At 64.6% G+C, this 23,923-nt stretch carries 21 protein-coding genes and 1 pseudogene; 10 read left to right on the forward strand and 12 right to left on the reverse strand.

All coding sequences use genetic code 11. The annotated features are described in order from the left end of the window. Positions 1 to 97 precede the first annotated feature (97 nt). The 3 genes from RX327_RS18740 to RX327_RS18750 all read left to right on the forward strand — a co-directional run bounded on the left by RX327_RS18740 (position 98) and on the right by RX327_RS18750 (position 1,804). Positions 98 to 358, forward strand: a complete 261-nt coding sequence (locus RX327_RS18740; protein WP_317251280.1) for a DUF2312 domain-containing protein — start codon at positions 98 to 100, stop codon at positions 356 to 358. 250 nt (positions 359 to 608) lie between these two features. Beyond that, positions 609 to 1,316 carry a L,D-transpeptidase gene (locus RX327_RS18745; protein WP_050386582.1) on the forward strand — a complete coding sequence of 236 codons (708 nt, stop codon included), beginning with the start codon at positions 609 to 611 and terminating at the stop codon, positions 1,314 to 1,316. Positions 1,317 to 1,402: 86 nt separating this feature from the next. Further along, positions 1,403 to 1,804: a lysozyme inhibitor LprI family protein gene (locus tag RX327_RS18750; RefSeq protein WP_244482508.1), complete on the forward strand. Its 402-nt coding sequence runs from the start codon at positions 1,403 to 1,405 to the stop codon at positions 1,802 to 1,804. Positions 1,805 to 1,948: 144 nt separating this feature from the next. On the opposite strand, the gene RX327_RS18755 is transcribed toward RX327_RS18750, so the two are convergent. The 3 genes and pseudogenes from RX327_RS18755 to RX327_RS18765 form a co-directional block, all read right to left on the reverse strand. Continuing rightward, on the reverse strand, positions 1,949 to 2,764 hold the full coding sequence (locus RX327_RS18755; RefSeq protein ID WP_317251095.1) for a hypothetical protein: 816 nt from the start codon (positions 2,762 to 2,764) through the stop codon (positions 1,949 to 1,951). Next, positions 2,748 to 2,960, reverse strand: coding sequence for a hypothetical protein (locus RX327_RS18760; protein ID WP_317251096.1), 213 nt, complete (start codon positions 2,958 to 2,960; stop codon positions 2,748 to 2,750). The genes RX327_RS18755 and RX327_RS18760 overlap by 17 nt, the downstream gene beginning before the upstream one ends. 159 nt (positions 2,961 to 3,119) lie before the next feature. Further along, a pseudogene (locus tag RX327_RS18765) lies at positions 3,120 to 6,897 on the reverse strand (vitamin B12-dependent ribonucleotide reductase). 807 nt (positions 6,898 to 7,704) lie between these two features. On the opposite strand from RX327_RS18765, the gene RX327_RS18770 reads away from it, so the two are divergent. Then, positions 7,705 to 8,598, forward strand: a complete 894-nt coding sequence (locus RX327_RS18770; protein ID WP_317251097.1) for a DMT family transporter — start codon at positions 7,705 to 7,707, stop codon at positions 8,596 to 8,598. Positions 8,599 to 8,604: 6 nt separating this feature from the next. Here RX327_RS18770 and RX327_RS18775 read toward each other — a convergent pair whose 3' ends face one another. Together RX327_RS18775 and RX327_RS18780 are read right to left on the reverse strand one after the other, a co-directional pair. Beyond that, on the reverse strand, positions 8,605 to 10,842 hold the full coding sequence (locus tag RX327_RS18775; protein ID WP_317251098.1) for a CHASE3 domain-containing protein: 2,238 nt from the start codon (positions 10,840 to 10,842) through the stop codon (positions 8,605 to 8,607). Between the two features lie 19 nt (positions 10,843 to 10,861). Beyond that, positions 10,862 to 11,266, reverse strand: coding sequence for a response regulator (locus RX327_RS18780; protein ID WP_317251099.1), 405 nt, complete (start codon positions 11,264 to 11,266; stop codon positions 10,862 to 10,864). A gap of 180 nt (positions 11,267 to 11,446) precedes the next feature. Between RX327_RS18780 and RX327_RS18785 the strand changes: the two genes are divergently transcribed. Beyond that, a complete protein-coding gene (locus RX327_RS18785; RefSeq protein ID WP_050386576.1) occupies positions 11,447 to 12,343 on the forward strand; it encodes a DMT family transporter in 897 nt (298 codons plus the stop codon). Between the two features lie 68 nt (positions 12,344 to 12,411). On the opposite strand, the gene RX327_RS18790 is transcribed toward RX327_RS18785, so the two are convergent. Then, positions 12,412 to 12,978 (reverse strand): BA14K family protein, encoded by a 567-nt coding sequence (locus RX327_RS18790; protein WP_050386575.1) that lies wholly within the window; start codon positions 12,976 to 12,978, stop codon positions 12,412 to 12,414. Between the two features lie 268 nt (positions 12,979 to 13,246). Between RX327_RS18790 and RX327_RS18795 the strand changes: the two genes are divergently transcribed. Next, a complete protein-coding gene (locus RX327_RS18795; RefSeq protein ID WP_317251100.1) occupies positions 13,247 to 13,657 on the forward strand; it encodes an NADH:ubiquinone oxidoreductase subunit NDUFA12 in 411 nt (136 codons plus the stop codon). Between the two features lie 374 nt (positions 13,658 to 14,031). Here the strand turns inward: RX327_RS18795 and RX327_RS18800 are convergent, their stop codons facing one another. Further along, positions 14,032 to 14,718, reverse strand: a complete 687-nt coding sequence (locus RX327_RS18800; protein WP_317251101.1) for a DJ-1/PfpI family protein — start codon at positions 14,716 to 14,718, stop codon at positions 14,032 to 14,034. A 159-nt stretch (positions 14,719 to 14,877) separates the two neighbouring features. Between RX327_RS18800 and RX327_RS18805 the strand changes: the two genes are divergently transcribed. Continuing rightward, complete coding sequence (locus RX327_RS18805; protein ID WP_317251102.1) at positions 14,878 to 15,816, forward strand: GlxA family transcriptional regulator; 939 nt, start codon at positions 14,878 to 14,880, stop codon at positions 15,814 to 15,816. A 122-nt stretch (positions 15,817 to 15,938) separates the two neighbouring features. After that, positions 15,939 to 16,157, forward strand: a complete 219-nt coding sequence (locus RX327_RS18810; RefSeq protein WP_050386572.1) for a hypothetical protein — start codon at positions 15,939 to 15,941, stop codon at positions 16,155 to 16,157. 246 nt (positions 16,158 to 16,403) lie between these two features. On the opposite strand, the gene RX327_RS18815 is transcribed toward RX327_RS18810, so the two are convergent. From RX327_RS18815 to RX327_RS18830, 4 genes are all read right to left on the reverse strand, one after another. After that, complete coding sequence (locus tag RX327_RS18815; RefSeq protein WP_063616696.1) at positions 16,404 to 16,838, reverse strand: hypothetical protein; 435 nt, start codon at positions 16,836 to 16,838, stop codon at positions 16,404 to 16,406. Positions 16,839 to 16,952: 114 nt separating this feature from the next. Further along, positions 16,953 to 18,176 carry an SLC13 family permease gene (locus RX327_RS18820; protein WP_028332265.1) on the reverse strand — a complete coding sequence of 408 codons (1,224 nt, stop codon included), beginning with the start codon at positions 18,174 to 18,176 and terminating at the stop codon, positions 16,953 to 16,955. Positions 18,177 to 18,340: 164 nt separating this feature from the next. Continuing rightward, positions 18,341 to 19,285: an alpha/beta hydrolase gene (locus tag RX327_RS18825; RefSeq protein WP_317251103.1), complete on the reverse strand. Its 945-nt coding sequence runs from the start codon at positions 19,283 to 19,285 to the stop codon at positions 18,341 to 18,343. A gap of 120 nt (positions 19,286 to 19,405) precedes the next feature. Then, a complete protein-coding gene (locus RX327_RS18830) occupies positions 19,406 to 20,185 on the reverse strand; it encodes an SDR family NAD(P)-dependent oxidoreductase (RefSeq protein WP_050386570.1) in 780 nt (259 codons plus the stop codon). 258 nt (positions 20,186 to 20,443) lie between these two features. Here RX327_RS18830 and RX327_RS18835 point away from each other — a divergent pair, with 258 nt between their 5' ends. Beyond that, positions 20,444 to 21,448 (forward strand): DUF2155 domain-containing protein, encoded by a 1,005-nt coding sequence (locus RX327_RS18835; RefSeq protein ID WP_317251104.1) that lies wholly within the window; start codon positions 20,444 to 20,446, stop codon positions 21,446 to 21,448. A gap of 108 nt (positions 21,449 to 21,556) precedes the next feature. Here the strand turns inward: RX327_RS18835 and aat are convergent, their stop codons facing one another. Continuing rightward, the gene (aat, locus tag RX327_RS18840) at positions 21,557 to 22,237 is read right to left on the reverse strand and encodes a leucyl/phenylalanyl-tRNA--protein transferase (RefSeq protein WP_317251105.1); all 681 of its coding nucleotides are present in this window, start codon (positions 22,235 to 22,237) and stop codon (positions 21,557 to 21,559) included. A 223-nt stretch (positions 22,238 to 22,460) separates the two neighbouring features. Here aat and RX327_RS18845 point away from each other — a divergent pair, with 223 nt between their 5' ends. Next, positions 22,461 to 23,906: a DASS family sodium-coupled anion symporter gene (locus RX327_RS18845; RefSeq protein ID WP_050386568.1), complete on the forward strand. Its 1,446-nt coding sequence runs from the start codon at positions 22,461 to 22,463 to the stop codon at positions 23,904 to 23,906. The last annotated feature ends 17 nt before the right edge of the window (positions 23,907 to 23,923 follow it).

Below are 23,923 nucleotides of genomic sequence, written 5' to 3' on the forward strand. Positions count from 1 at the left end.
TGCCATCGCGTAGGGCGGATTAGCCGAAGGCGTAACCCGCCGACCTTTAACGACGCAATGGCGGATTACGCTGCGCTAATCGGCCCTACGAGCTGACATCACCATTCCCGGCGGCAAGATCCGTTCCTTCGTCGAGCGGATCGAGAACCTCGACAGCGAAATGCAGGAGTTGAGCGAACAGAAGAAAGAAGTCTTCGCGGAAGCCAAGGGCGAGGGTTTCGACGTGAAGATCCTCAAGGAGATCATCAAGCTGCGCAAGGAAGACAAGAACGAGCGCGACGAACGCGAAAGCCTGCTCGACCTCTACATGCGCGCGATGGAGACCGCGCCGGCAGGCGAGGCAGCGAAGGCGGCGTGAGGTTTAGGAAGCGCGTCGCGTGCTTCCATAGGCAGACAGCGGCTAGGGCGGGTTAGCGACTTGTCTGCCGTCGCTCATTGAGCGAAAGCGGAAGCGTAACCCGCCGAAGTTCTCGCATTGTTCCCGGGGAGGATTCACAAGACCGTCCTTTGGTCAACCTCAGACAATGACGAAGAACTTTTCTTTTCCCTTCTACTGTATGCCAAAGTCTGCTCCGGCCGCGCAACGGGACAAGGGAAGATCCGAAATCATGATCATGGACCGTGGAATTGCCGACGCCGGTGCGATGGGCGAGGGCGCTCTGCCTGTGCCTCGGTTACGGCTTCTCAACCGCCGGGCGTTTCTGGCCGGCTCTGCTGCCGGTCTCGCCGCACTGAGCCTGGCCGGTTGTGCATCCGACTACATGAGCCTGGCCGAGGCGCAGAAGGTCTACGGGCCCGTGCCCGACGAGAAATTCCCGATCCCCGCGGTCGACGTCAGCAAGGTCGATCCGAAATATTATCGCAAGACAGTGAAGTACGACAGCGCTGAGGCGCCCGGGACGATCATCGTCGATCCGAGCAAATACTATGTCTACCGCATCGAAGGCGAAGGAAACGCGACCCGCTATGGCGCCAATGTCGGTCGCGATGGGTTCCGATGGAGCGGGGAGGCTTATGTCGGGCGAAAAGCCGAATGGCCGACCTGGACGCCGCCCAAGGAGATGATCGCGCGCCAGCCGGAGGCGGGCAAATATGCTCGCGGCATGCCGGGAGGTCTCGACAATCCACTTGGCGCGCGCGTGCTCTACCTCTACCAAAATGGCGTGTACACGCTTTACACGATCTATAGCACCAGCGCTCCCGAAACGATCGGGAACGGCATTACGAGCGGCTGTACCGGCCTCCTCAGTCAGGACATGATCGACCTCTATTCGCGAACGCCCGTCAAAACGAAGGTGATCGTGCTGCCGGCGTAAACGGCGGCGGCCGTCGGCTCCAGGCGCTGCCAGCGACGCCTTTGTGCGGCGATGCTTGTCGAAGACGCAGGCAGGGTGATTTGGACGTGGTGATGCTTTCGCGAAGGCTTGTCATTGTTGCTTCTATGCTCGTGCTCGGGACTTTATCGGTCCGCGCGCAGCAAAGCGCCGAGTATGATGCGTGCATGGACAAGGCAGAAGGGGTGTCAACGAAGATGCTCGATTGCGGCAAGACCGAAATCGACAAGTGGGACACGCGGCTCAACACCGCCTATCAAGCCCTTCTCGCCACGTCGAAGGGCGAGACGCACGCGCAATTGCTGACGGAGCAGCGGGCCTGGCTGAAGCATCATCTCAGCGAAACCCATCGCCTCGCCGCGGACCCCAACAACGGGTCCGTCGCCTTCCTTGACTCCCAGGCATTCGAATTGAAGGACATCGCCGACCGCACGCTGCTTCTCGAAAAGCGCGCCCACGCCTCGCGGTAGACGGAACCGTTTGATCGTCAGCGAGGAGGGCGGGTTAGCGACTTGTCCGCCGTAGCTCATTGGGCGAAGGCGGAAGCGTAACCCGCCGAGACTGTTGCGGGCGAAGCGGCGGATTACGCCCTTGGCCGATCCACCTTACGCTTGCTAAGCTTGTTGTTCGGGCGCAAGTCCCATCTTCTTCATTGCGGCGTCTAATAGCGGATTGAGATGTTTGGTCTCCGATCCTTTGGCTTCCATTTGGGTAGCGGGATTAAATGTAAGTTCATTGAACGCAATAAGCGCAACATAGTCCTTATATTGTTCAGGCGACTGTTGCTTGAAGCCTTCGACTGAAGACGCGATGGAATATTTGTAAGCATAGTGCTCGCGTAGTCGAAATAGGCGCTCGTGCCTCGCAGCTGCAAATCTTACCAACAGAAGAGCTGGTACCAGCAATAGCGCTCTGGCGATTACATGGCCAATCAGATCGGATTGCGAACCTTTTTCGCCGCTGGTGGCAATCTCAATGAATCCAGCTGATAGTTTCTTTAGAATAGGCCCCAGCAGCTCCCTGGGGATGACATCGAAGGCAATAGGAGCTGTCGCGCAGATCAAAAGAAAAATCGAGAAATAGTAGGCTATCCGAGCTCTGCTGACTTCTCGCGTGATCTCCGTGAGCCGTTTGCTCAACGAGCCAGCAAGGCCTGCGTTAGTCGCCCCAACAAGCATTGCTTCCGATCTGGCGATGAGTTGATCGATTGTGCTCTCGCGATCGCTCAGTCTCTGGATGAGGTCATTTAGTTCTTGGGTGCCATCCGTAAACTTTCTAGTCCGGTCATCGAGTTGAGTTTGAAATCGATCAAATTCAGTTTGGTACTCGTTAATGGCGTCAGTAAGCGAGGTTGCATCCGACGAGACTTTTCGTATTCCTTCGAGCTTCGTCGTAGCTTCTGCTAGATATTCGCTAGCGGTTCTCCGCAATCCCTCTTATACTTTGGACAACGGTCGTCAGCTGGGTGTCGAGAGCGCCGAGCGACTGGTAGCCATTTGGAATGTCCTTCGTTGGATCGAACCGCGTCTTGTCTGTTGTTGGACGAGCCAAAGTATCCGCAAACTCAATTTGCGCTTGGGCAAGTTCGGTGGCCACGGAGATAAGATCGTCGCTAATTGAGGACATTGGGACCCGCCGCAGGAAAATGCTTTCAGTGCGCTAGCAATATGTCGAGTACTTCGGGGTACTTGTTTGGTATGTTGTGCGCGTACTGCAAGTTGTAGGAATTGACGAGAAAAAGGCCGCCCTCTTGCGTGGGCGGCCTGCTGTCTTAGTTCTGCGATTTCACGAACACCCCGTCGTCGACCCACACGTATCGCACTTCATGCACGTGCCATTCCGCACCAGCGTGAAGTTGCCGCACTCCGAGCACATCTCGCCCTCGTAGCCCTTGGCCTTGGCTTCGGCGCGGCGCTCGGCCTTGGACGGAGCGGCGGCTGCGGCGGTGCCGGGCTTGCTCCAGTTCAATGCCTCGAGCTTCTCCGTCGGCGAGAGGTCGTGCTGGACTTCCTGCTTCAGGGCGACGGCGCCTTCGACGGTGTCGGAGGCGCCGCGCGCGGTTGCGCCGTGGGAGGCGAGCGCGGTGACGCGGTTGCCGGCGGGCGCGTTGTCGGCGCCCTGGCTCACCGCGGCCGAGCCGCCGCGCATGACGACGAGGTTGTCGGTGCGCGACCGGGTCAGGCCCTTCGACAGGTACTTTGTGGCCTGGTGCTGGGCGGGCGGCTCGTCCGGCTCCTTGCCTTCCTCGACGCCCTTGCCGAGCGCGTCGAAGTTCGACTCGGTCGGATCGACATGGGCGAGATCGAACCGCGACATGTAGCTCACCGCGAGCTCGCGGAAGACGTAGTCGAGGATCGAGGTCGCGTACTTGATGCTGTCGTTGCCCTGCACGGGGCCCGCCGGCTCGAAGCGGGTGAAGGTGAAGGCGTCGACATATTCGTCGAGCGGCACGCCGTATTGCAGGCCGAGCGACACCGCGATGGCGAAGTTGTTGATGAAGGAGCGCAGCGCCGCGCCTTCCTTGTGCATGTCGATGAAGATCTCGCCGAGACGGCCGTCGTCATATTCGCCGGTGCGCAAGTAGACCTTGTGGCCGCCGACGACCGCCTTCTGGGTGTAGCCCTTGCGGCGATCCGGCATCTTCTCGCGCTCGCGCATCACGATGATGCGCTCGACCAGCTTCTCGACGATCTTCTCCGAGACCTGGGTCGCGCGCGCGGCCATCGGCTTCTCGTAGAGCTGCTCGACCGCATCGTCCTCGTCCTCGTCGTCGCTGATGAGCTGCGAGTTGAGCGGCTGGGAGAGCTTGGAGCCGTCGCGATAGAGCGCGTTGGCCTTCAAGGCGAGCTTCCACGACAGCATGTAGGCGGACTTGCAGTCCTCCACCGTGGCGTCGTTCGGCATGTTGATGGTCTTGGAGATCGCGCCCGAGATGAAGGGCTGGGCCGCCGCCATCATGCGGATGTGGCTCTCGACCGAGAGGTACCGCTTGCCGATCTTGCCGCAGGGATTGGCGCAGTCGAACACCGGATAGTGCTCGGCCTTGAGGTGCGGGGCACCTTCCACCGTCATCGCGCCGCAGATGTGGACGTTGGCCGCCTCGATCTCGCGCTTGGTGAAGCCGACGGCCTGGAGCAGGTCGAAGCCTGGCGCGGCAATGGCTTCAGCGCCGATGCCCAACTGGTCGCGAATAAAATCTTCGCCGAAGGTCCACTTGTTGAAGGCGAACTTGATGTCGAAGGCGGTCGGCAGCGCCTTCTCGACCTTGGCGATGGCTTCATCGGTGAAGCCCTTGGCCTTGAGGGTCGAGGCGTTGATGCCCGGCGCGTTGGAGAGCGAGCCGTGGCCGACGGCATAGGCTTCGATCTCCGCAATCTCGCTCTCGCGATAGCCGAGCGCGCGCAGCGCCGCGGGAACCGCGCGGTTGATGATCTTGAAGTAGCCGCCGCCAGCGAGCTTCTTGAACTTCACCAGCGCGAAGTCGGGCTCGATGCCGGTGGTGTCGCAATCCATGACGAGGCCGATCGTGCCGGTCGGCGCGATCACCGTGGTCTGGGCGTTGCGATAGCCGTTGACCTCGCCGAGCGCCAGCGCGTCGTCCCAGGCCAGCCTGGCATGGGTGACGATGTCTTGCTGCGGGCAGGAGGCGTGATCGAGCGGCACCGGGTTGACCGAGAGCGCTTCGTAACCGGTGGCGTTGCCGTGCGCGGCGCGGCGGTGGTTGCGGATCACGCGCAGCATGTGCTGAGCGTTCTTCTTGTAGCCGGGGAAGGTGCCGAGCTCGGCGGCCATCTCCGCCGAGGTCTTGTAGGTGATGCCGGTCATGATCGCGGTCAGCGCGCCGGCGATTGCGCGGCCTTCCTTGGAGTCATAGGGCAGGCCCATGGTCATCAGGAGGCCGCCGATATTGGCGTAGCCGAGGCCGAGCGTGCGGAACTCGTAGGAGAGCTCGGCGATCGCCTTGGACGGGAACTGCGCCATCATCACGGAGATTTCGAGCACGATGGTCCAGAGCCGGCACAGGTGCTCGTAGCCCTCGACGTCGAACCGCTTGGTCTCGGTGTTGTAGAACGTCAGCAGGTTCGCCGAGGCAAGGTTGCACGCCGTGTCGTCCAGGAACATGTATTCCGAGCACGGATTGGAGGCGCGGATGTCGCCGGACGCCTTGCAGGTGTGCCAGTCGTTCATCGTGGTGTTGAAGTGCAGGCCCGGGTCGGCCGAGGCCCAGGCGGCGTAGCCGATCTTCTCCCAGAGGTCGCGCGCCTTCAGCGTCTTCGTCACCTTCTTGGAGGTGCGGGCGGTGAGATTCCAGTCGCCGTCGGTTTCGACCGCGCGCAGGAAGTCGTCCCGCAGCGAGACCGAGTTGTTGGAGTTCTGGCCTGATACCGTGAGGTAGGCTTCGCTGTCCCAGTCGGTGTCGTAGGTGTCGAACTGGATGTCCTTGTAGCCCTGCTTGGCGAACTGGATGACGCGCTTGATGTAATTGTCAGGCACCAGGCTCCGGCGCGCGAGCTTGATCTCGCGGCGGAGAGCAGGGTTCTTCTCGGGGTCGAAGCAATCGTCGCCCGAGCCTTCGCAGTTCACGCAGGCCTTCAGCACCGCCTTCAGGTGCTTCTGGTTGATCTTGGAGCCCGTGACGAGGGCGGCGACCTTCTGCTCCTCCTTCACCTTCCAGTCGATATAGGTCTCGATGTCGGGATGATCGACGTCGACGACGACCATCTTGGCGGCGCGGCGCGTGGTGCCGCCGCTCTTGATCGCGCCGGCGGCGCGGTCGCCGATCTTGAGGAAGCTCATCAGGCCGCTCGAGCGGCCGCCGCCGGACAGCTTTTCGCCTTCGCCGCGCAGGCGCGAGAAGTTGGAGCCGGTGCCGGAGCCGTATTTGAACAGGCGGGCCTCGCGGACCCAGAGGTCCATGATGCCGCCTTCGTTGACGAGGTCGTCACCGACGCCCTGGATGAAGCAGGCATGCGGCTGCGGATGCTCGTAAGCCGACTTGGACTTGGTCAGCTTGCCGGTTTTCCAAGGGGTCGACGTAATAATGGCCCTGGCCGGGGCCGTCGATGCCATAGGCCCAGTGCAGGCCGGTATTGAACCATTGCGGCGAGTTCGGCGCGACCATCTGCCTGGCGAGCATGTAGCGGAGCTCGTCGTAGAAGGCCTGGGCGTCCTCGTCGGTCGAGAAATACTTGCCCTTCCAGCCCCAATAGGTCCAGCAGCCGGCGAGGCGGTCGAACACCTGCTTGGCCGAGGTCTCGCCGACGATGCGCTCGTTCTCCGGCAGGAGGCCAAGCGCCTCGGTGTCGGGCACCGAACGCCACAGCCACGACGGCACGGTCTCCTCCTCGACCGTCTTCAGGCGCGCGGCAACGCCGGCCTTGCGGAAATATTTCTGGGCCAGCACGTCGGAGGCGACCTGCGACCAGAACTCCGGCACCTCGACGTTCTCCAGCTTGAACACGACCGAGCCGTCGGGATTGCGAATCTCCGACGTGGTCAGGCGGAAATTGATCCCGGCATAGGGAGATTGTCCGCTGGTGGTGTTGCGTCGTTCGATTCGCATGGTCGAGCCCCGTCTCTTCTTCTGCCCGGCCCCACGTTTTTCCGCAGGTGCCGGAATGTTGTCTGTTCGCGGACTTCGGAACACGCGTCAGCACGCCTCCCGTCATCCGCAGCTCAGCCGGTGGATCCGGCCTGTTTTCTCTCATCCGTTCGGCGCCAGTTTGACCCGGCCCTGCGGCGGCATCGTCCCGGCGCGGCGCCCGACTGGTCGGGTGCGCCGGGTCATGCATTCAACGCCCCAAAACGCTTCACGCGACACGTCACGCCAACGCTTCTTCGCGGGCCGGTTACGGCCTCTGTTTCCGGGTCCTTCGCGGCCCGTTTGTCGTCCCCGACGGTGCCCCAAAATCAGGGCAGAGAAGCCCTTCGCCCGCGGCCCAAAGGCCTGGCGGAGTGGTCATTTTGGAACCCTTGTGGGAGCGACCGGCGGGGACCCAAACACACTCGCGCCGAACAGATTCAAAGCTAGGCCATGTCCGTTGCGCCCGTCAAGAACTAGTGCGAGTTCCTGAATCAAATACTAAATATGGTGGATTGTGGGGGATAACAGGGGTCTTCGCCACGCCTGTTGTGGAGCCAAGTATCAGTGAGTCCTCAGGGATTCCCAACCGAAAAAATTCGTATCGCCTGTGGATCGGAGCTTCGCCCCGCTGTTCACAGGCGAAGTTTTTATTCGCGGTCCCGGATTGAATTTTGGGGACTCACGTAGGCCTACGGGCAAAGTACGGATCAGGCATGTCAGAGCCGTGATGGTCGGGCGACAAAATCGCGGGCAAGGTGAGGCCGACTCACATCCCCGCCGGGTTCCATGACAGTCCAGAAGCCTTCCGCGCGACCGCGCATCGCCCCGGCCGGCCTGATGTTCCTCGCGATCACCTCGATCGGCTGGGGCTTCAACTGGCCGGCCACCAAGTTCCTGCTCGGCGAACTGCCACCGCTGACCTTGCGCGGCACCACCGGGGTGATCGGCGCCGTGCTGCTGGCGGTGCTGGCGCTGATCCGCGCCCAGAGCCTGCATGTCGAGAGCCGGCTGTGGCCGCGGCTCGTGCTGTATGCGGCGCTCAACGTCACCGGCTGGATGGTGCTGATGGGGCTGGCGCTGCTCCGGCTGCCGGCGAGCGAGGCGGCGCTGATCGCCTACACCATGCCGGTCTGGGCCTCGATCATCGCCTGGCCGGTGCTCGGCGAGCGGCCGACGGTCTTGCGCACGCTGGGGCTGGTGATGGCCTTTGCCGGGCTTGCCACGATCATGGGCGGCAACGGCATCGCCGCCAGCGCGGAGAAGGCGCCGGGAATCATCATGGCGCTCGCCGGCGCGTTCGGCTTCGCTGTCGGCACGGTGTTCTCGAAGAAGTACCCGATCCATCTGCCGCCGATCACGGCCGCGGCCTGGCAGATCGGGATCGGCTGCCTGCCGATCTCGATCGTCGGCCTGCTGGTCGAGACCACGCATCTCGACCGCATCACGACCGTCGGCTGGTGGCTGCTGGTCTACTCGACCGTGGTGCAGTTCTGCATCGCCTATGTCAGCTGGTTCGCCGCATTGGCGCGGCTGCCGGCCTCAGTCGCCGCGATCGGCACCATGGCGGTGCCGGTGATCGGCGTCGTGGCCTCCGCAGTCGCACTGCACGAGCCGCTGGGGCCAAGCCAGATCGTCGCGCTGCTGTTCACGCTCGCCGGCGTCGCGCTGGCGACGCGGTAGCTCACATCACTCGCCGAGCGCCTGCTGCAGCATGCTGGCGAGCTGCGCCTTGCGGTAGGGCTTTGCCAGCAGCAGAACCCCCGTATCCAGCCGGCCGTGATGGATGATCGCGTTCTCGGTGTAGCCTGACGTGTAGACCACCTTGATGCCGGGCCGGCGCTTCTGGACCTCGTCGGCGAGCTGGCGGCCGTTCATGCCGCCGGGCATGATCACGTCGGTGAACAGGAGGTCGAACTTCTCGCCCTTGTCGACCAGCGCCAGCGCGGCGCGGGCGTCGGGCACGGCGATGGTCTTGTAGCCGAGCGCGCCTAGCTGCGTAACCACATAGTTGCGCACCAGCTGGTCGTCTTCCACCACCAGGATGACTTCGCTGCCGCGCCGCACCGGCTCCGGCGGAGGCGCCTCCACCTCGACCTGGCCGCGGGCAGGCGGCAGATAGAGCTTGATCGTGGTGCCGTGGCCTTCCTCGCTGTAGATCTTGATGTGGCCGCCGGACTGCTTGACGAAGCCGTAGACCATGCTCAAGCCGAGGCCGGAGCCCTTGCCGACCTCCTTGGTGGTGAAGAAGGGCTCGAACACCTTCTGCTGGGTCTCCACCGACATGCCGGTGCCGGTATCGCTGACCGCGAGCAGCACGTAGCGGCCCGGCGTGATGTCGGGATTAACAGCCGCATAGGCGTCGTCGAGCACGATGTTGCTGGTCTCGAGCAGCAGCTTGCCGCCGTTCGGCATGGCGTCGCGGGCGTTGATCGCCATGTTGAGCACCGAGTTGGCAAGCTGCGACGGATCGATATGGACGCTGGCGACATCGGGCGCCAGCACCGAATTGATCTCGATCTGCTCGCCGAGCGTCGGCCGCAGCAGCTTGGCGATGTCGACCACGGTGCCGTTGATATCGACGGTGCGCGGCTCCAACGGCTGGCGGCGCGCGAAGGCGAGCAGATGCTGGATCAGTTCGCGGCAGCGCTCGGCGGCGCGGTCGATCAGCTCGGCGGTTTTCGCGAGCTGCGGCTGGGCGCGCAGGCTCTCCACCAGCGTCTCGGTGTTGCCGGAGATGACGGTCAGCATGTTGTTGAAATCGTGCGCGACGCCGCCGGTCAGCTTGCCGATCGCATCCAGCTTCTGCGACTGGTGCAGCTTGTGCTCGGTTTCGCGCGAGGCGGTGATGTCGTGATAGATCAGTGCCGCGCCGGTGACGGTGTCGTCGCCGTCGCGCAGCGGCCGGCCCGACACCACGAGGTGAATCTCCGGCGCGCCGCGCACCGGCTTGGCGACGAATTCCAGCCCGTCGAATTCCTCGCCGCGCAGCGTCCTGGCCGACGGCATGTCGTCGGCCTGCATCGGCGTGACGCCGTCGGACTGGAACACGTTGCTCATGGCGCGCAGCTGCCGGACCGTCATGCCCGGCTTGTAGCGCAGCATCTTCTCGGCGGCCGGGTTCGACAGCAGCACGGTGCCCGCGCTGTCAATCACCAGCACCGCCTCCGCCATGGTGCGGAAGGTGGTTTCCATCACCGAGGTGGAGCGGCGGAGCTCTTCGAGAGCGGCGCCGAGATCCTTGGTGCGATCGGCGACCTTGCCCTCGAGCGACAGATTGGTCGCCTTGGTCGCGCTGAGCGCGCCCTGCAGTTCGCGGCTGGCGCGTCGGGCCGTCAGCGTCAGCGCGATCGCGAGCAGCAGGATCATCGCCACGCCCGCGAGATCGATCATCAGCAGCAGCCGTCCATTTGTCTTGGACTGGTCGGTGCGAATCCGGAGCAGGCGGCGCTCTTCGGTGACCAGGCGGTCGAGCGCCGCGCCGACCTTGTCGGTCAGCGCGCGGCTCTCGCCCGCGGAGATCAGCGCCGCGGCGCCGGCGGTATCGCCCGCGCTGCGCAACCTGAGGAGTTCGGCGCCGAGCGCAATGGCACGCTGGACCTCGACCCTGGTGCCCGTGATCAGCTGCGCCTCCTCGGGCGCCGATGTCACCGCGGCCATCAGGTCGTCGAAGGCCGAGGTGAGGGCTGCGCTCTGCTCGCGAAACTCGTCGGCAAAGGACGCATCACCGGTCAGCGCGAAACCGCGCGCCGCGCTCTCGACGCTGCGCGGCAGCTGACGCGCGTCCGAAATGCGCTTGAGGATGCTGAGCGTGCGGTCGACCGAATCAATCTCGCTGCGCGACTTGACGTCCAACCCGATCGACGCCGCGCTGATGACGAGGAGGATCGCAAGGCCGCTGCCGAGAATGAGACGCTGGGAAGCCATCGACGATTAGTACGAGCAATTATTTCGAAAGACGAGCGGAAGGTGCATACTTCGCAAGACATTCGTTAACGGCGGCAATCAGCGCCTGCGGGGTGAACGGCTTGCGCAGGCAGGCGGACGCGCCGAGCTCGATCGTCATCCGCAGGAAGTCCGGCGCGCGGTCGGCATTGGCGAAGGCGTAGCCCGACATCGCGATCAGCGGAGTGGTCGGCGCGCGCTCGTGAAAGATGCGGATGGATTCGAAGCCGCGCATATGCGGCATGAAGATGTCAACCAGCATCACGTCGAAGGTCGCCTGCTCGAGCGCGCGCATGCCGGCTTCGCCGCCATCGGCGACGGTGACCTCGAAGCCCTGGCGTTGCAGACACACCTCGATGGCAACGCACACCATCGGGTCGTCATCGACCACGAGAACGCTCGGCACGATGCATCCTCTTTCTAACGGCCTCGCGTGCCGGCGACTCGCTTGGCCTGTTCGTCAATTAAGGCGGAACCTAGACGGAAAGTCTGTATCATAGAATGCATATGCTGTTTGCTGACAAGCGGATTTCCAGCTAGCCGTGACACATCACTTGTATTTGTCCATCCCCTTTACGACAGGTCCATGACCGCAGTTCCCGTCGCCGGCCGCGCCCCACTGTCACCGCTCGGCCTCGCATTCCTCGTGGTCGCCTCGATCGGCTGGGGACTCAACTTCCCGATCATGAAGTTCCTGCTCACGGAGTGGCCGCCGCTGTCCTCGCGCGGGCTGTGCGGCGTGGTCGGCGCGGTTGCGCTCGGCCTGGTCGCGTTGCTGCGGGGACAGACGCTGCGCGTGCCTGACGGCATGTGGTTGCGGCTCGCTCTGGTGTCGACGCTGTCGATCGGCGGCTGGGTCGCGTCCATGGGTCTCGCGCTGATCTGGCTGCGGGCCAGCGAGGCGGCCGTGCTCGGGATATCGATTCCGGTGTGGGTCGCGCTGGTGGCCTGGCCGGTGCTCGGCGAGCGCGTGTCGCTGCCGCGTGCGCTTGCGCTTGCGGTGGCGCTCGCCGGGATCGCCGCGCTGATCGGCGGCGGCGGCATCGACGCTAGCCTCGGCAAGCTGCCGGGGATTTTGTTCGCGCTCGCCGGCGCGATCTGCGTCGGGCTTGGCACGGTGCTGACCAAATCGTTCAAGCTGGCGATGCCGCCGCTGTCGCTCGCGGCCTGGCAGCTTGCGATCGGCTGCGTGCCGATCGCGATCATCGGCATCATGATCGAGCAGCCGCAGCTCGCCGCGCTGTCGCAGTTCGGCTGGGCGTCGATGATCTACATGACGCTGATCCAGTTCTGCCTTTGCTATGTCTGCTGGTTTGCGGCGCTCGAGCGATTGCCGGCGGCGACCGCGTCGATCGGCACGCTGCTGGTCCCCGTCGTCGGCGTGCTCGCGGCAGCGGCGATGCTGCGCGAGCCGCTCGGCGCGAGCGACATCGCAGCGCTCGTGGTGACGTTCGCGGCCGTCGCGGTCGCCTTGCGCACATAAGACTTGCGTACATGAAAAAAGGGCGGCGCTGGCGCCGCCCTTTTGCAATTAGGAATTCAGGCCTTCATTTACGGGCAGGGATGCCGCCGGCCGTCGTAACCGAGATAGGTGCCCGAAGCCGGATCGTAGGACCTGTAGCGCTGCGCGCAGTAGCTGGCGCCGCCGCCGCTCGGCACCTCTACGGCGACAGACGGTTCATCGTAATAGCCGTAGCTGTCGTCGTAGTAGCCGGGGCCGTAGCCATAATAGCCGGAGCCATAATACGCGCCCGAGGCGAGGGCGCCGCCGACGACCGCACCGGCCACCGCGCCGGGCCAGAAGCCGCCGCCACGATGGTAACCCCCGTGCCAGCCGCCACCGCCGCGCCAACCGCCGCCGCCACCACCGGCCCAGTGACCGCCGCCACCGCCGCCGTGCCAGCCGCCGCCACCGCCGCCGCCCATGGCACCTCCGCCTCCGCGGCCGCCGCCGCCAAAGCCACCACCACCACCGCCGCCGCCGCCAACGTGGCCACCGCCGCCGCCCATCGCGCCCATCTGTGCGGCAGACTGGGCGAACGAAACGGTCGGCGCCGCGGCCAACGGCAGCGCAAGCGCCAGAGCCGCGGCGGTGCCCAGAACCTTCATATTGATCATTTTGGACTCCATCAAAACGGTGAATGTCTAACCATCTCTGTGGTCGGACGTTCCCGTGCTCCACATTGATTGTGGGTCATCTTCGCGTAGCCGGCGGCTCATGTATGGCAGCTGAACAAAACTCCTCGTGACCGCGTCATTTGGTCGCCAAATGGGAGCATAAACCGGGGGCTGTCCGAGGGGTGCGGGGCTACCTTGGCGGCGGCTGGACATTTGGGGAATGAGGTGGCATCAGAGCCGCATAGCTCGAACCGACGACCGGCCACGCATGAAACAATTCTTCCTCAAGTTCTTCACCTGGTGGAATGGCCAGACTTTTGGCACCCAGCTCTGGACCAAACGGTACGGGGAGCTGGTCGGCGAGGACGAGCAGGGCAACCGTTACTACCGCACCCGCGGCGGTGCGATCGATCCCACGCTGCATTTCGAGCGTCGCTGGGTGGTCTACAACGGTTACGCCGAAGCCTCCCGCATTCCGGCCGGCTGGCACGGCTGGCTGCATCATACGGTCGATGTGCCCCCGACTGAGCAGAGCTACCAGGCGCGCGAATGGGAGAAGCCGCATCTGCCGAACCTGACCGGCACCGCGCAGGCCTACCGTCCGTCCGGCTCGACGCTGGCGAGCGGCCGCCGCCCCAAGGCGACCGGCGACTATCACGCCTGGACCCCAGGAAGCTGACTCTCACGCATTGTTGTTCTGACGTGCGCGTGCGTAACGACGCGCGTGCATCGCACACGCGCCCGGCAGCGCAAGCGCGCGCCTGTGAACAACGGTAACAGCGGGGACAGATCGGCTGCAGCCGATGCTGTCCGCTTGCGCCGAGCGCGGGTTCGCGGCTCAATAGGGCCATCTTACGGAGATGGGAGACCATCGCGTTCGGTTCGGGCAACAGCTCGCGACTGTCCCGAGATGCAGCGGCCGCCGAGTTGGATGCGGCCGGGAAATAGGCCCCCGGTACAGACGTCCTGAAATCGCCCGCAAATGTGAGGCTACCGTGAGACAGGAAGGGCCGCTCGGGAAACCGGGCGGCCTTTTTCTTTGCGGCGATCAAGTCAGGACAGCCGTGCCGCAGCACGGCCCATCAAGTCGGCGCGGCGCGCCTGCGACGGCGCGATCCGCTCTTTCATGAAAGCGAGGACCTCGGCCGGCGCGCTATCGGGCGAGCCGGCATTGAATGGCGGGGCCGGGTTGTATTCGAGCCTGAGCTGGATCGCTTCCGCGGTCTTGCGGTCGACGAGTTCCGACACCAGCGTCAGCGCGAAGTCGATGCCCGCGGTGACGCCGCCGCCGGTGAAGCGATTGCGGTCGACGCAGACCCGCGTCCTGGTCGGAATGGCCCCGAAGCCCGACAGGAAATCAATCGAGCTCCAATGCGTGGTCGCGCGATAGCCCTTGAGCAGGCCTGCGGCGCCGAGCGCGAGCGATCCTGTGCAGACCGAGGTGACGTATCTGGCGCCATCGGCCTGCCTGCGCAGGAAGTCGAGCACCTCCTCGTCGTTGAGCAGGTCGTCGGTGCCATAGCCGCCGGGCACGCAGATCACGTCGAGTTGCGGGCAATCGGCAAAGGTCGTGGTCGGCGTCAGCGCAATCACGGAATCGCTCGGCACGGGCTCGATGCGTTTCCAGATCAGATGCACCTTGGCACCGGGGACCGAGGAGAACACCTGCAGCGGACCGGTCAGGTCGAGCTGGGTCACCTTCGGGAAGACGAGCAATCCAATCTGCAGGGGTTCGGTCATCGGAGCCTCCAAATAGCGCTTGACGGAACCACGATGTCATGATGGCCTCTCGTCCAAAATGGCGTATTTCCCTCATTTTCGGACGCAGGGCCTCTGAGAGACGCAAGGCGCCTGAGAGAGGGCCGCCAAGAAAGTAACGTCACCTGTGAGGATTTGGCGATGATCGGCATCCTGATCTTCCCGGATTTCCAGCTGCTCGATGCGGCAGGCCCGATCTCGGCGTTCGAGATCGCAGCGCGCTTCGCCAACAACGCGCCGGTGATCAGGACGCTTGCGGTGAAGGCAGGACCAGTGCGCTCTTCGTCCGGTGTCGAGATGCTCGCGCGCGGCTTCAAGCCAGCGACGGCGATCACCACGCTGATCATTGCCGGCGGCAACGGCGTGCGCACGCCGGCGAGTTGTCCCGCCACGCTGTCATTCGTGCGGCGGATGGCGGGCCGTGGCGTTCGGGTCGCGAGCGTTTGCTCGGGCGCCTATGTGCTCGCCGAAGCGGGACTTCTCGACGGCCGCCGCGCTACCACGCATTGGCAGCGCACGCCGCATTTCGTGAAGACCTATCCGAAGATCAAGCTCGAGCCGGACCAGATCTTCACCCGGGACGACAATGTCTGGACCTCGGCAGGCATCTCCGCGGGCATCGATCTCGCGCTCGCGATGATCACCGAGGACCACGGCGAGGAGATCGCACAGCAGACCGCACGCCAGCTCGTGCTCTATCACCGCCGCAGCGGCGGCCAGTCGCAGTTCTCCTCGCTGCTGGAGCTGAAGACGCCGAACGGGCGGTTCGGGCCGCTGCTCGCTTGGGCGCGCGAGCATCTCGATGCGCCGCTGACGGTCGTGGACCTCGCCGACAAGGCCGGGATGAGTTCGCGGCATTTCACCCGCGCCTTCATCGCGGAGACCGGCACGACGCCATCCAAGGCGATCGAGCGCCTGCGGCTCGAAGTCGCGCGCGAGCGCGTGCAGTCCTCGCGCGAGGCGATCGAGCTCGTTGCGGAAACGACCGGCTTCCGCGATCCCGAGCGAATGCGGCGCGCCTTCATCCGCGCCTTCGGCCAGCCGCCGCAATCGCTGCGGCGTGCCGCGCGGGCAGGCTAGGCGCGTTTGGGACAAACTCGTTGTCCGATATCACCCGACCCATCTCGTCTTTGCAGTGATGAACCTGGCGAGGGTTCCCGTGACCCACGTTAAGTGGGCATTGGGGACCCGAGGAGGTTCTAATGACAAAGCATCGAACGATTACCGGGTTCGTGGCTGTCGCCCTGCTAGCTGTCACCGCGACCGCCGCGACCATCAGGTCGCACGCGCCCCGGACCGACGGCATTGCCGTCGCCGGCACGGACGCGCTCCCGGCCAAGGATTTCAGCGATCGCTGGTCCGCGATATCCGATTTGCCTCCGGCGACGGAAATGACCGGGCGTGCCGCTGACGCGCGTTAAGGTCATGGACGGAGGTGCGGCCCGGTCGGGGACGCGACCCGTGCTGAGATCACTCGTCTCGCAACAAAAAAGCCCCGCCGAAGCGGGGCAAGATGTTGAACGACTTCGTCTTGAGCGACTTGGTCTTGAATAGAACTAACGGTTCCGCCGCGCCGGAATAGCGCAGTCATTCACCAATACAGGATCAGCCCACGATCGCAGAGATCCACGGATGCGCTGATCACGAAACGGGCTTCAACCGAAAAATCACTGGCTCAATGTATCGGTTGCGATCTTCTTCTTGAGTGCTTCGCAGGTATCCCTGACTTCCGCGGTCATCAACGAGACGGCTTCGATCTGCAGGAAGAAACGCTTGCCCTGATCGCGGTAACCGGCAGCGAACTCCTTGATCTCCGCGATCATGTCATGAACGCCTGCGACCATGACCTCGCAGTTCTTGGCGGCCAATTGCAGTTCCGATCCAAGGGCCTCGATCTCTTTCACCGCCGCTTCATATTCGCGCACGACTGCCTCGGCCGACAGCTTGCCCACCTCGTTGACGCCATTGCGATGCTCGACGTAGTCCGGCATCGGTGAGAGGGGGCGGATGTTGCTGCGTGGTCGATGCGACGTCACGGTGTTGATTTCGTCCTCCATCTGCTCCGACGGAGCGCGGGCGAGGACTTCTGCACTAACACTCATGCGGACTCTCCATAAGTTGTTACGGCGAATGGAGTTTAGCAATGTCAACGGATTTGTCTCGATTTTCCACAGTTTTGAGGCAAGTGCAATTGTGCACTGCGGCATTGTGTTGCGTCAATGTGGCGCGTCGGGGTGCCAGCCAAGCAGTGCGAGCATCACAAAGAAGCCGACGACATAGGCCGCCATGATCGGCCAGCCCTGGGTGATCCAGCGGACCACCGATTTGGCTTCCGGATACATGTTGGACACCGCAACGCCGGCCGACGAGCCGAACCAGACCATCGACCCGCCAAATCCGACTGCGTAGGCGAGAAAGCCCCAGTCATAGCCGCCTTGCTTCAGCGCCAGCGCGGTCAGGGGAATATTGTCGAACACCGCCGAGACGAAGCCGAGCCCGAGCGCGGTCTGCCACGACGCCGCGGGCAATTTCTCCACCGGCATCATCGAGGCCGCCGTCACCAGCGCGAGCAGGAAGACGGTGCCCTTCAGCGTCTCGGGCATCACCGACCAGTCCGGCCGGCGCAGCACTGAGGTGACCAGGATCGCGGCCCAGACCGCGAGCCCGAGCACGGGCAGTGTATCGAGCAGCGCGGGGAACTTCAGATTGGCCGTCACATTGGCCGTCAGCGCGGCGAGCAGGATCACGGCCACGATCGCAACCCGCGCCCAGTCGATTCTGAGGCCGGACGGTGCATCCTTCACGATCGGCGAGAAGCGGTGCTGTTGCAGCGAGGCCGGCACCGCAAACACCAGCATCGCGACGATGGCTGCGACATATGCCTCCACCACCGTGAGCGGGCTGATGCCGTCGATCCACATCATCGTCGTCGTGGTGTCGCCGACGACGCTGCCGGCGCCGCCGGCATTCGATGCGGCGACGATGGCCGCGAGATAGCCGATATGGACGCGGCCGCGGAACACGTGGCGCGCGACGGTGCCGCCGATCAGCGCAGCGGCGATGTTGTCGAGGAAGCCCGACAACACGAACACGATGACCAGCAGGATCAGTCCGCCCTTCCAGTCATCGGGCAGCAGCGCCGGCATCTCGTCGGGAATGCGGCTCTCCTCGAAATGGCGCGACAGCAGCGCAAAGCCCATCAGGAGCAGGAACAGGTTGGCGAGCGTGACCCACTCATGCTCCATGTGATGCGCGAGACCGGGCAGGCCGGCGCCGAATTTCGCAAAGCCCGCGAACAGCAGCTTGTAGGCGACGATCGCGGCAAGGCCCGTCAGCGCCACCGCGAGCGTGTGGTGATGGAAGATCGCGACGCCGAGCAGCGTCAGCGCGAACAGGATGAAATCGAGCGGGATACCGTAGACGAGGAGTGGCGTGAGCAAGACGATCTCGCTGGCTGGAGTGCCGGGCGGCATGAAGCGCTGACGGCGGCACTATCGCGCGGCGTGGGGAACTTCAAGGCGCGCTAACGCCGCAACAGGCTCGCGATGCGCTCGCGAGCCCCGATCGGGGACGACGCCAGCCACGTCGCAGCGGGCCCGATTGCTCAGCCCAGCGTCTTCAGCCAGGCGCTGATCTCGGTCACCGCGATGTTGGCCTGATTGAACAGCCTGCCCATGGTGAAGAAGCCGTGGAACTGGCCGGGGAAGTGCTTGTAGGTGACGGGCACGCCGGCCTGCCTGAGGCGCTCGGCATATTCGTCGCCCTCGTCGCGCAAGGGATCGGCGCCGGCGGTCAGCACGTAGGCGGGGGGCAGGCCGGCAAGGTTCTGCGCGCGCGCCGGCGAGGCGCGCCAGTCGTGGATGTCGGCGGCGCCATTGAGGTAGTGGTCGCGGAACCAGCGGATCACCGAATGCGTCAGCAGGATGCTGGTCTCGGGCTCGCGATGCGAGGGATGCTTCCGCGAGAAATCTGTTGCGGGATAGATCAGCAGCTGGGCGGCAAGCTTCGGCCCGCCGTCGCGGGCGGTGAGGGCAACCACGGCCGCGAGGTTGCCGCCGGCGCTGTCGCCGCCGACGATCAGGCGCTCGCCGTCGATGCCGAGATCCCCGGCATTGGCGGCGACCCATCGGGTCGCGGTGACGGCGTCGTCCACCGCGGCAGGGAAACGATGCTCGGGCGCGAGGCGATAATCGATCGAGATCACGATCAGCTCGCCCTCATGGGCAAGCTTCTGGCAGACCACCTCATGGGTATCGAGATCGCCGATCACCCAGCCGCCGCCGTGGAAGAACACCAGGCAGGGCGCGAGCCCGTCTTTCTTGCGCAGCGTGTTCGGCGTGTAGATGCGGGCAGGGATCGTGCCGTGCGGCGCCGGGATCGCGTGCGGCTTGCTCGATTCCAGCGCGGGCGGCTCGGGATTGGAGACGACGCGGGCGGCTCGATAATAGTCGCGCGCTTCCAGCGCGGTCAGCGTCTCATAGGCGGGCCGGCCGGCCTCCTGGAACGCCTTGTAGACGGCAGCGGCATCGGGATCGAGAACGACGGGCATGGACAACAAACCTTCTTGTGATGCTTGGTGATGTCATTCCGGGGCGATGCAGAGCATCGAACCCGGAATCTCGAGATTCCGGGTCTGGTGCTTAGGCACCATCCCGGAATGACAGTGGCCCTAGGCGGCGGTGCGGCCGCCGTCGACGGTGTAGGCGGAGCCGGAGACGTAGCTCGCCTCGTCGGAGGCAAGAAAAGCGACGACGGAGGCGACCTCGCTTGCGAGGCCGAGCCGGCGCGCCGGGATGCGGTCGACGATCTTCTCGATCGGCGGCGGCGCGTTGCCGCCGGAGCGGCCCTGCAGGATCGTGCTCAGCATCCGGCTCTCGATCATGCCGGGGCAGACGCAATTGACCCGCACGCCGGTGCCGGTGCATTCCCAGGCCGCGCTCTTGGTCAGCCCGATCACCGCGTGCTTGCTCGCGCTGTAGACCGCGATCATCGGCGATCCCACGAGGCCGGCGATCGAGGCGGTGTTGATGATGCTGCCCTTGTTCTGCTTCAGCATGACAGGCAGCACATGCTTCATGCCGAGGAAGACGCCGACGACATTGACGTCGAGCACCCGGCGGAAGCTCTCCAGCGAATATTCAGGGATCGGCCTGATGTCGCCCTCGACGCCGGCGTTGTTGTAGAAGGCATCGATGGTGCCGAAGTGATCGACGGCGGCGCGGACATAGTCCTTGACCTCCTCCTCGTCGGTGACGTCGGCTTCGATTGCGAGGGCCTCGGCCGAGGCGGGCAGGTCCTTGATGGCGGTTTTGAGATCGGCGCCCTTGCGGTCGACTGCGACAATCCGCGCACCCCGTTCGGCGAGCAGTTGGAGCGAGGCGGTTCCGATGACGCCGGCAGCCCCGGTGACGACGGCGACCCGGCCGTCGAGCCTGATGCGATCGGGCATGGTGGGTTTCCTCTGGCTGGTCCGGTTCGATCCGGATTTTCCTGATTTTCACGCGTGGCCGCGTGGCTTGAGCGTGAGGACTATCACACGTGTTCCCAGGAGTGACCAGAGGGTGACCAGAGGCTGAGCAGTTGCGCCGGGGAGAGGTGGCCGGGTGCCCTTTCCCCGCCGTATTCGGCGTGTTAACCGATGGCCTGCGAGCGGCCGATATCAAGGTAGACTGTCGCGAGCCCGATTCGCCCTTTAAAGCCGCGCGAGATGCTTCGAACCGTTGCCCTGACTGGCTTTGCGGCCCTGGTTGCCGCCTCAACCATCTCGCTTGCGCCGCCCGCGCGCGCGCAGATCGGAACGATTTTCTCCGATCCCGCGCCGCGTCCGCCCGGCTCGATCCCGCGTGGTCAGCCGGCCCCTCCCAGCGACGACGACGAGGAAGTACCGGAATTGCCGCGCGGCCGCCTGCTGCCGACACAGCCGCGGGCGCTGCCGCCAGGCCAGGCGGTGCCGCCGCCCGGTAGCGTGCAGTCGCAGCCGCTGGCGCCGCCGCCCGGCTCGCCGGTGGCTCCGCAGGGCACCCAGCCCGGTGTCGCCGTGCAGCCGCCGCAACCCGGCGGTCCCGCCGTTGCCAATACGCCGCCCGGCGCCAACCCGCTGCCGCCGGGGCAGCGTCCCAAGGGCACGCCCCAGGGCACTCCGCCGCAGACGCCTGCCGCGTTGCAGCCGGGCGACGAGGTCGTGCAGGAGCCGCCGTCGACCAAGATCACCAACAAGAAGGCGACCTTCTCCGGCCTCGACAAGATCACCGGGCGCATCATCAATTTCGACGAGGAGATCGGCGAGACCGTCCAGTTCGGCGCGCTCAGGGTCAAGACTGACGCCTGCTATACACGGCCGGCGACGGAGGCCGCCAACACCGACGCCTTCGTCGAGGTCGACGAGATCACCTTGCAGGGCGAGGTGAAGCGCATCTTCTCGGGCTGGATGTATGCGGCAAGCCCGGGCCTGCACGGCGTCGAGCATCCGATCTACGACATCTGGCTGACCGACTGCAAAGAGCCGCAGCAGACCATCGTAACCGCCGCGCCCGATCCGCCGAAGGCGCCGACGCCGCCTCCGCCGCCGGCCCAGAAGCGCGCGCCGCAGAAGCAGGCCGCGCCGCGTCCGCCGCCGCAGCCGCTGCCGCAATACCAGCAGCAGCCGCCACCTCCGCCCCCCCAGCAACAGCAGCGCCCGGGCGGGTTGTTCGGCGGATTGTTCGGGAATTAGCAAGCACGGCGTAGCCCGGATGGAGCGAAAGCGAAATCCGGGGTCTTCTCCGCGGAGAGACTTTCCCGGATTGCGCTTCGCTGCATCCGGGCTACGTGCACCACAAGATCAATTGCGCGCGGCGATGATTGCCAGCGCGTCGGCACCCTTGACCGGCTGGGTGGCGTCGAGCTTGCGGAAATCCGCCGGCGCGCCCGTGATCGCCTTGTCGAGCAGCGCCGTATAGCGTCGCCGCGAAATCTCGACCGCGCCGAAGCTCTTCAGATGCTCGGTGACATATTGGGTGTCGAGCAACTCGAAGCCGCCATAGATGAGCCGCGCGACCAGATGCACCAGCGCGACCTTCGAGGCATCGCGCGCGGTGTGGAACATGCTCTCGCCGAAGAAGGCCCGTCCGAGGCTTACGCCGTACAGCCCGCCGACGAGGTCGTCGCCCTGCCAGGCCTCGACACTGTGGCAATGGCCCGACGCATACAGCCCGACATAGAGATCGCGGATGCGCCTGTTGATCCAGGTGTCGTCGCGGCCGGGCTGCGGCGCGGCGCAGCCGGCGATCGTCGCCTTGAAGGCGGTGTTGACGGTCACGCGAAAGGCGTCGGACCGTACGGTGCGCGCAAGCCGCGAGGCGACGCGAAAACCGTCGAGCGGGATGACGCCGCGCAATTCCGGCTCGACCCAGAACAGGGTCGGATCGTCGGCACTTTCCGCCATCGGGAAGATGCCGCAGGCATAAGCGCGCAGCAGCACGGCCGGCGTGATTTCAGACGGGGCGGAGTCGCGCGAAGTCATGCCGCCAAGGATAGCAAAGCGCGGGCGGTCTTGCGATGGGGGCTGCCACCGGGACGCTACGTGTTGACGAAACGCGCCGGTTCCTCCACAAGCCGCGCCGTTCCGCCGCAGTTTCCCGAGACGGACTGCGCGGTCGTGCTAGATTGCAACAAAAAGATGGCGGCGCTGCCGGGACAAGGTGGCTCGCGCGCCCGACAATCGACACAGGTGAGGGGGACGCTGCATGAAATGGTCATGGCGGACGTTTGCGCCGTTGCTGGTCTGGCTGGTGATCTATCTGGTCCCGGTGCCTTCGGGGCTGAACGCCAATCAGTGGCACTATTTCGCGGTGTTCGCCGCCGTGATCACCGGGCTGATCCTTGAATCGATGCCGGTCGGCGCGGTCGGTCTGATCGGCCTGACGGTCGCCGGCATCGGCGGCTATGTCGAGCACGACCCGAACAAGTCGCTGCGCTGGATGCTCGGCGGCTTTTCCGAGAGCACGGTGTGGCTGATCGTCGGCGCCTTCGTGTTCTCGATCGGCTATCGCAAGAGCGGGCTCGGCCGCCGGCTGGCGCTGCTCTTGGTGCGCGGCCTCGGCCGCCGCACCATCGGGCTCGGCTACGCGGTGGCGTTCTCCGATCTCGTGCTGGCGCCGGCGACGCCGTCCAACACCGCGCGCTCGGGCGGCACCATCTATCCGATCGTCAGCAACATCCCGTGCATCTACGGCTCCGAGCCCGGCCCGACCGCGGGCAAGATCGGCACCTTCGTGATGTGGACCGCGTTCGCGACCACGGCCGTCACGAGTTCGCTGTTCCTGACCGCGCTGGCGCCGAACGCCGCCGCGCTCTCGATCGCCAAGAAGCTCGTCAACATCGAGGTCGGCTGGTCGCAATGGTTCATCGGCTTCGCGCCGCTCGGGATCCTCTTGCTGCTGCTGGTGCCGCTGCTCAGCTATCTGGTCTGCCGGCCCGAGATCAAGGAGAGCCCGGAGATCGTGACCTGGAGCGAGGGCGAGCTCGCCAAGATGGGGCCGCCGTCGCGGCACGAATGGATCATGGCGGTGCTGGTGGTGCTCGCGATGTTCCTGTGGATCTGCGGCTCCAATCCCAATATCAGCGTGCCGCTGCTCGGCTCGAACTTCATCAACGCGACCACGGTCGTGTTCGTCGTGATCTCGCTGATGCTGCTATCAGGCGTGATCGCGTTCGAGGACATCGTCGCGGAGAAGAGCGCGTGGGAGGTATTTTTCTATTTCACCTCGCTGCTCACGCTGTCGTCGGGCCTCAACGAGATCGGCTTCATCAAATGGGTCGCCGAGGGCTATGCCAAGCCGCTCTCCGGCACGTCGCCGCTGGTCGGGATGATCCTGCTCGTCACCTTCTTCTTCTGGATCCACTATTTCTTCTCGAGCATCACCTCGCATACCGCCGCCGTGCTGCCGGTGGTGCTCGCCGTCGGCTCCAGCATTCCCGGCCTGTCGGTGCAGACCTTGATGCTGCTCTGCGTCTATTCGCTGGGCCTGATGGGCGTGATCTCGCCCTATGCCACGGGACCGGCGCCGATGTATTACGGCAGCGGCTATATCGGCAAAGGCGACTTCTGGAAATTCGGGCTGATCTTCGGCCTGATCTACTTTGCCGGATTGTTGCTGATCGTGTTGCCCTGGTTACAAATGATCGGGTAAAATAGCCACAATCCAGC

The sequence above is a fragment of the Bradyrhizobium sp. BEA-2-5 genome (genome assembly GCF_032918025.1).
In the GTDB taxonomy this organism is placed as follows: domain Bacteria; phylum Pseudomonadota; class Alphaproteobacteria; order Rhizobiales; family Xanthobacteraceae; genus Bradyrhizobium; species Bradyrhizobium pachyrhizi.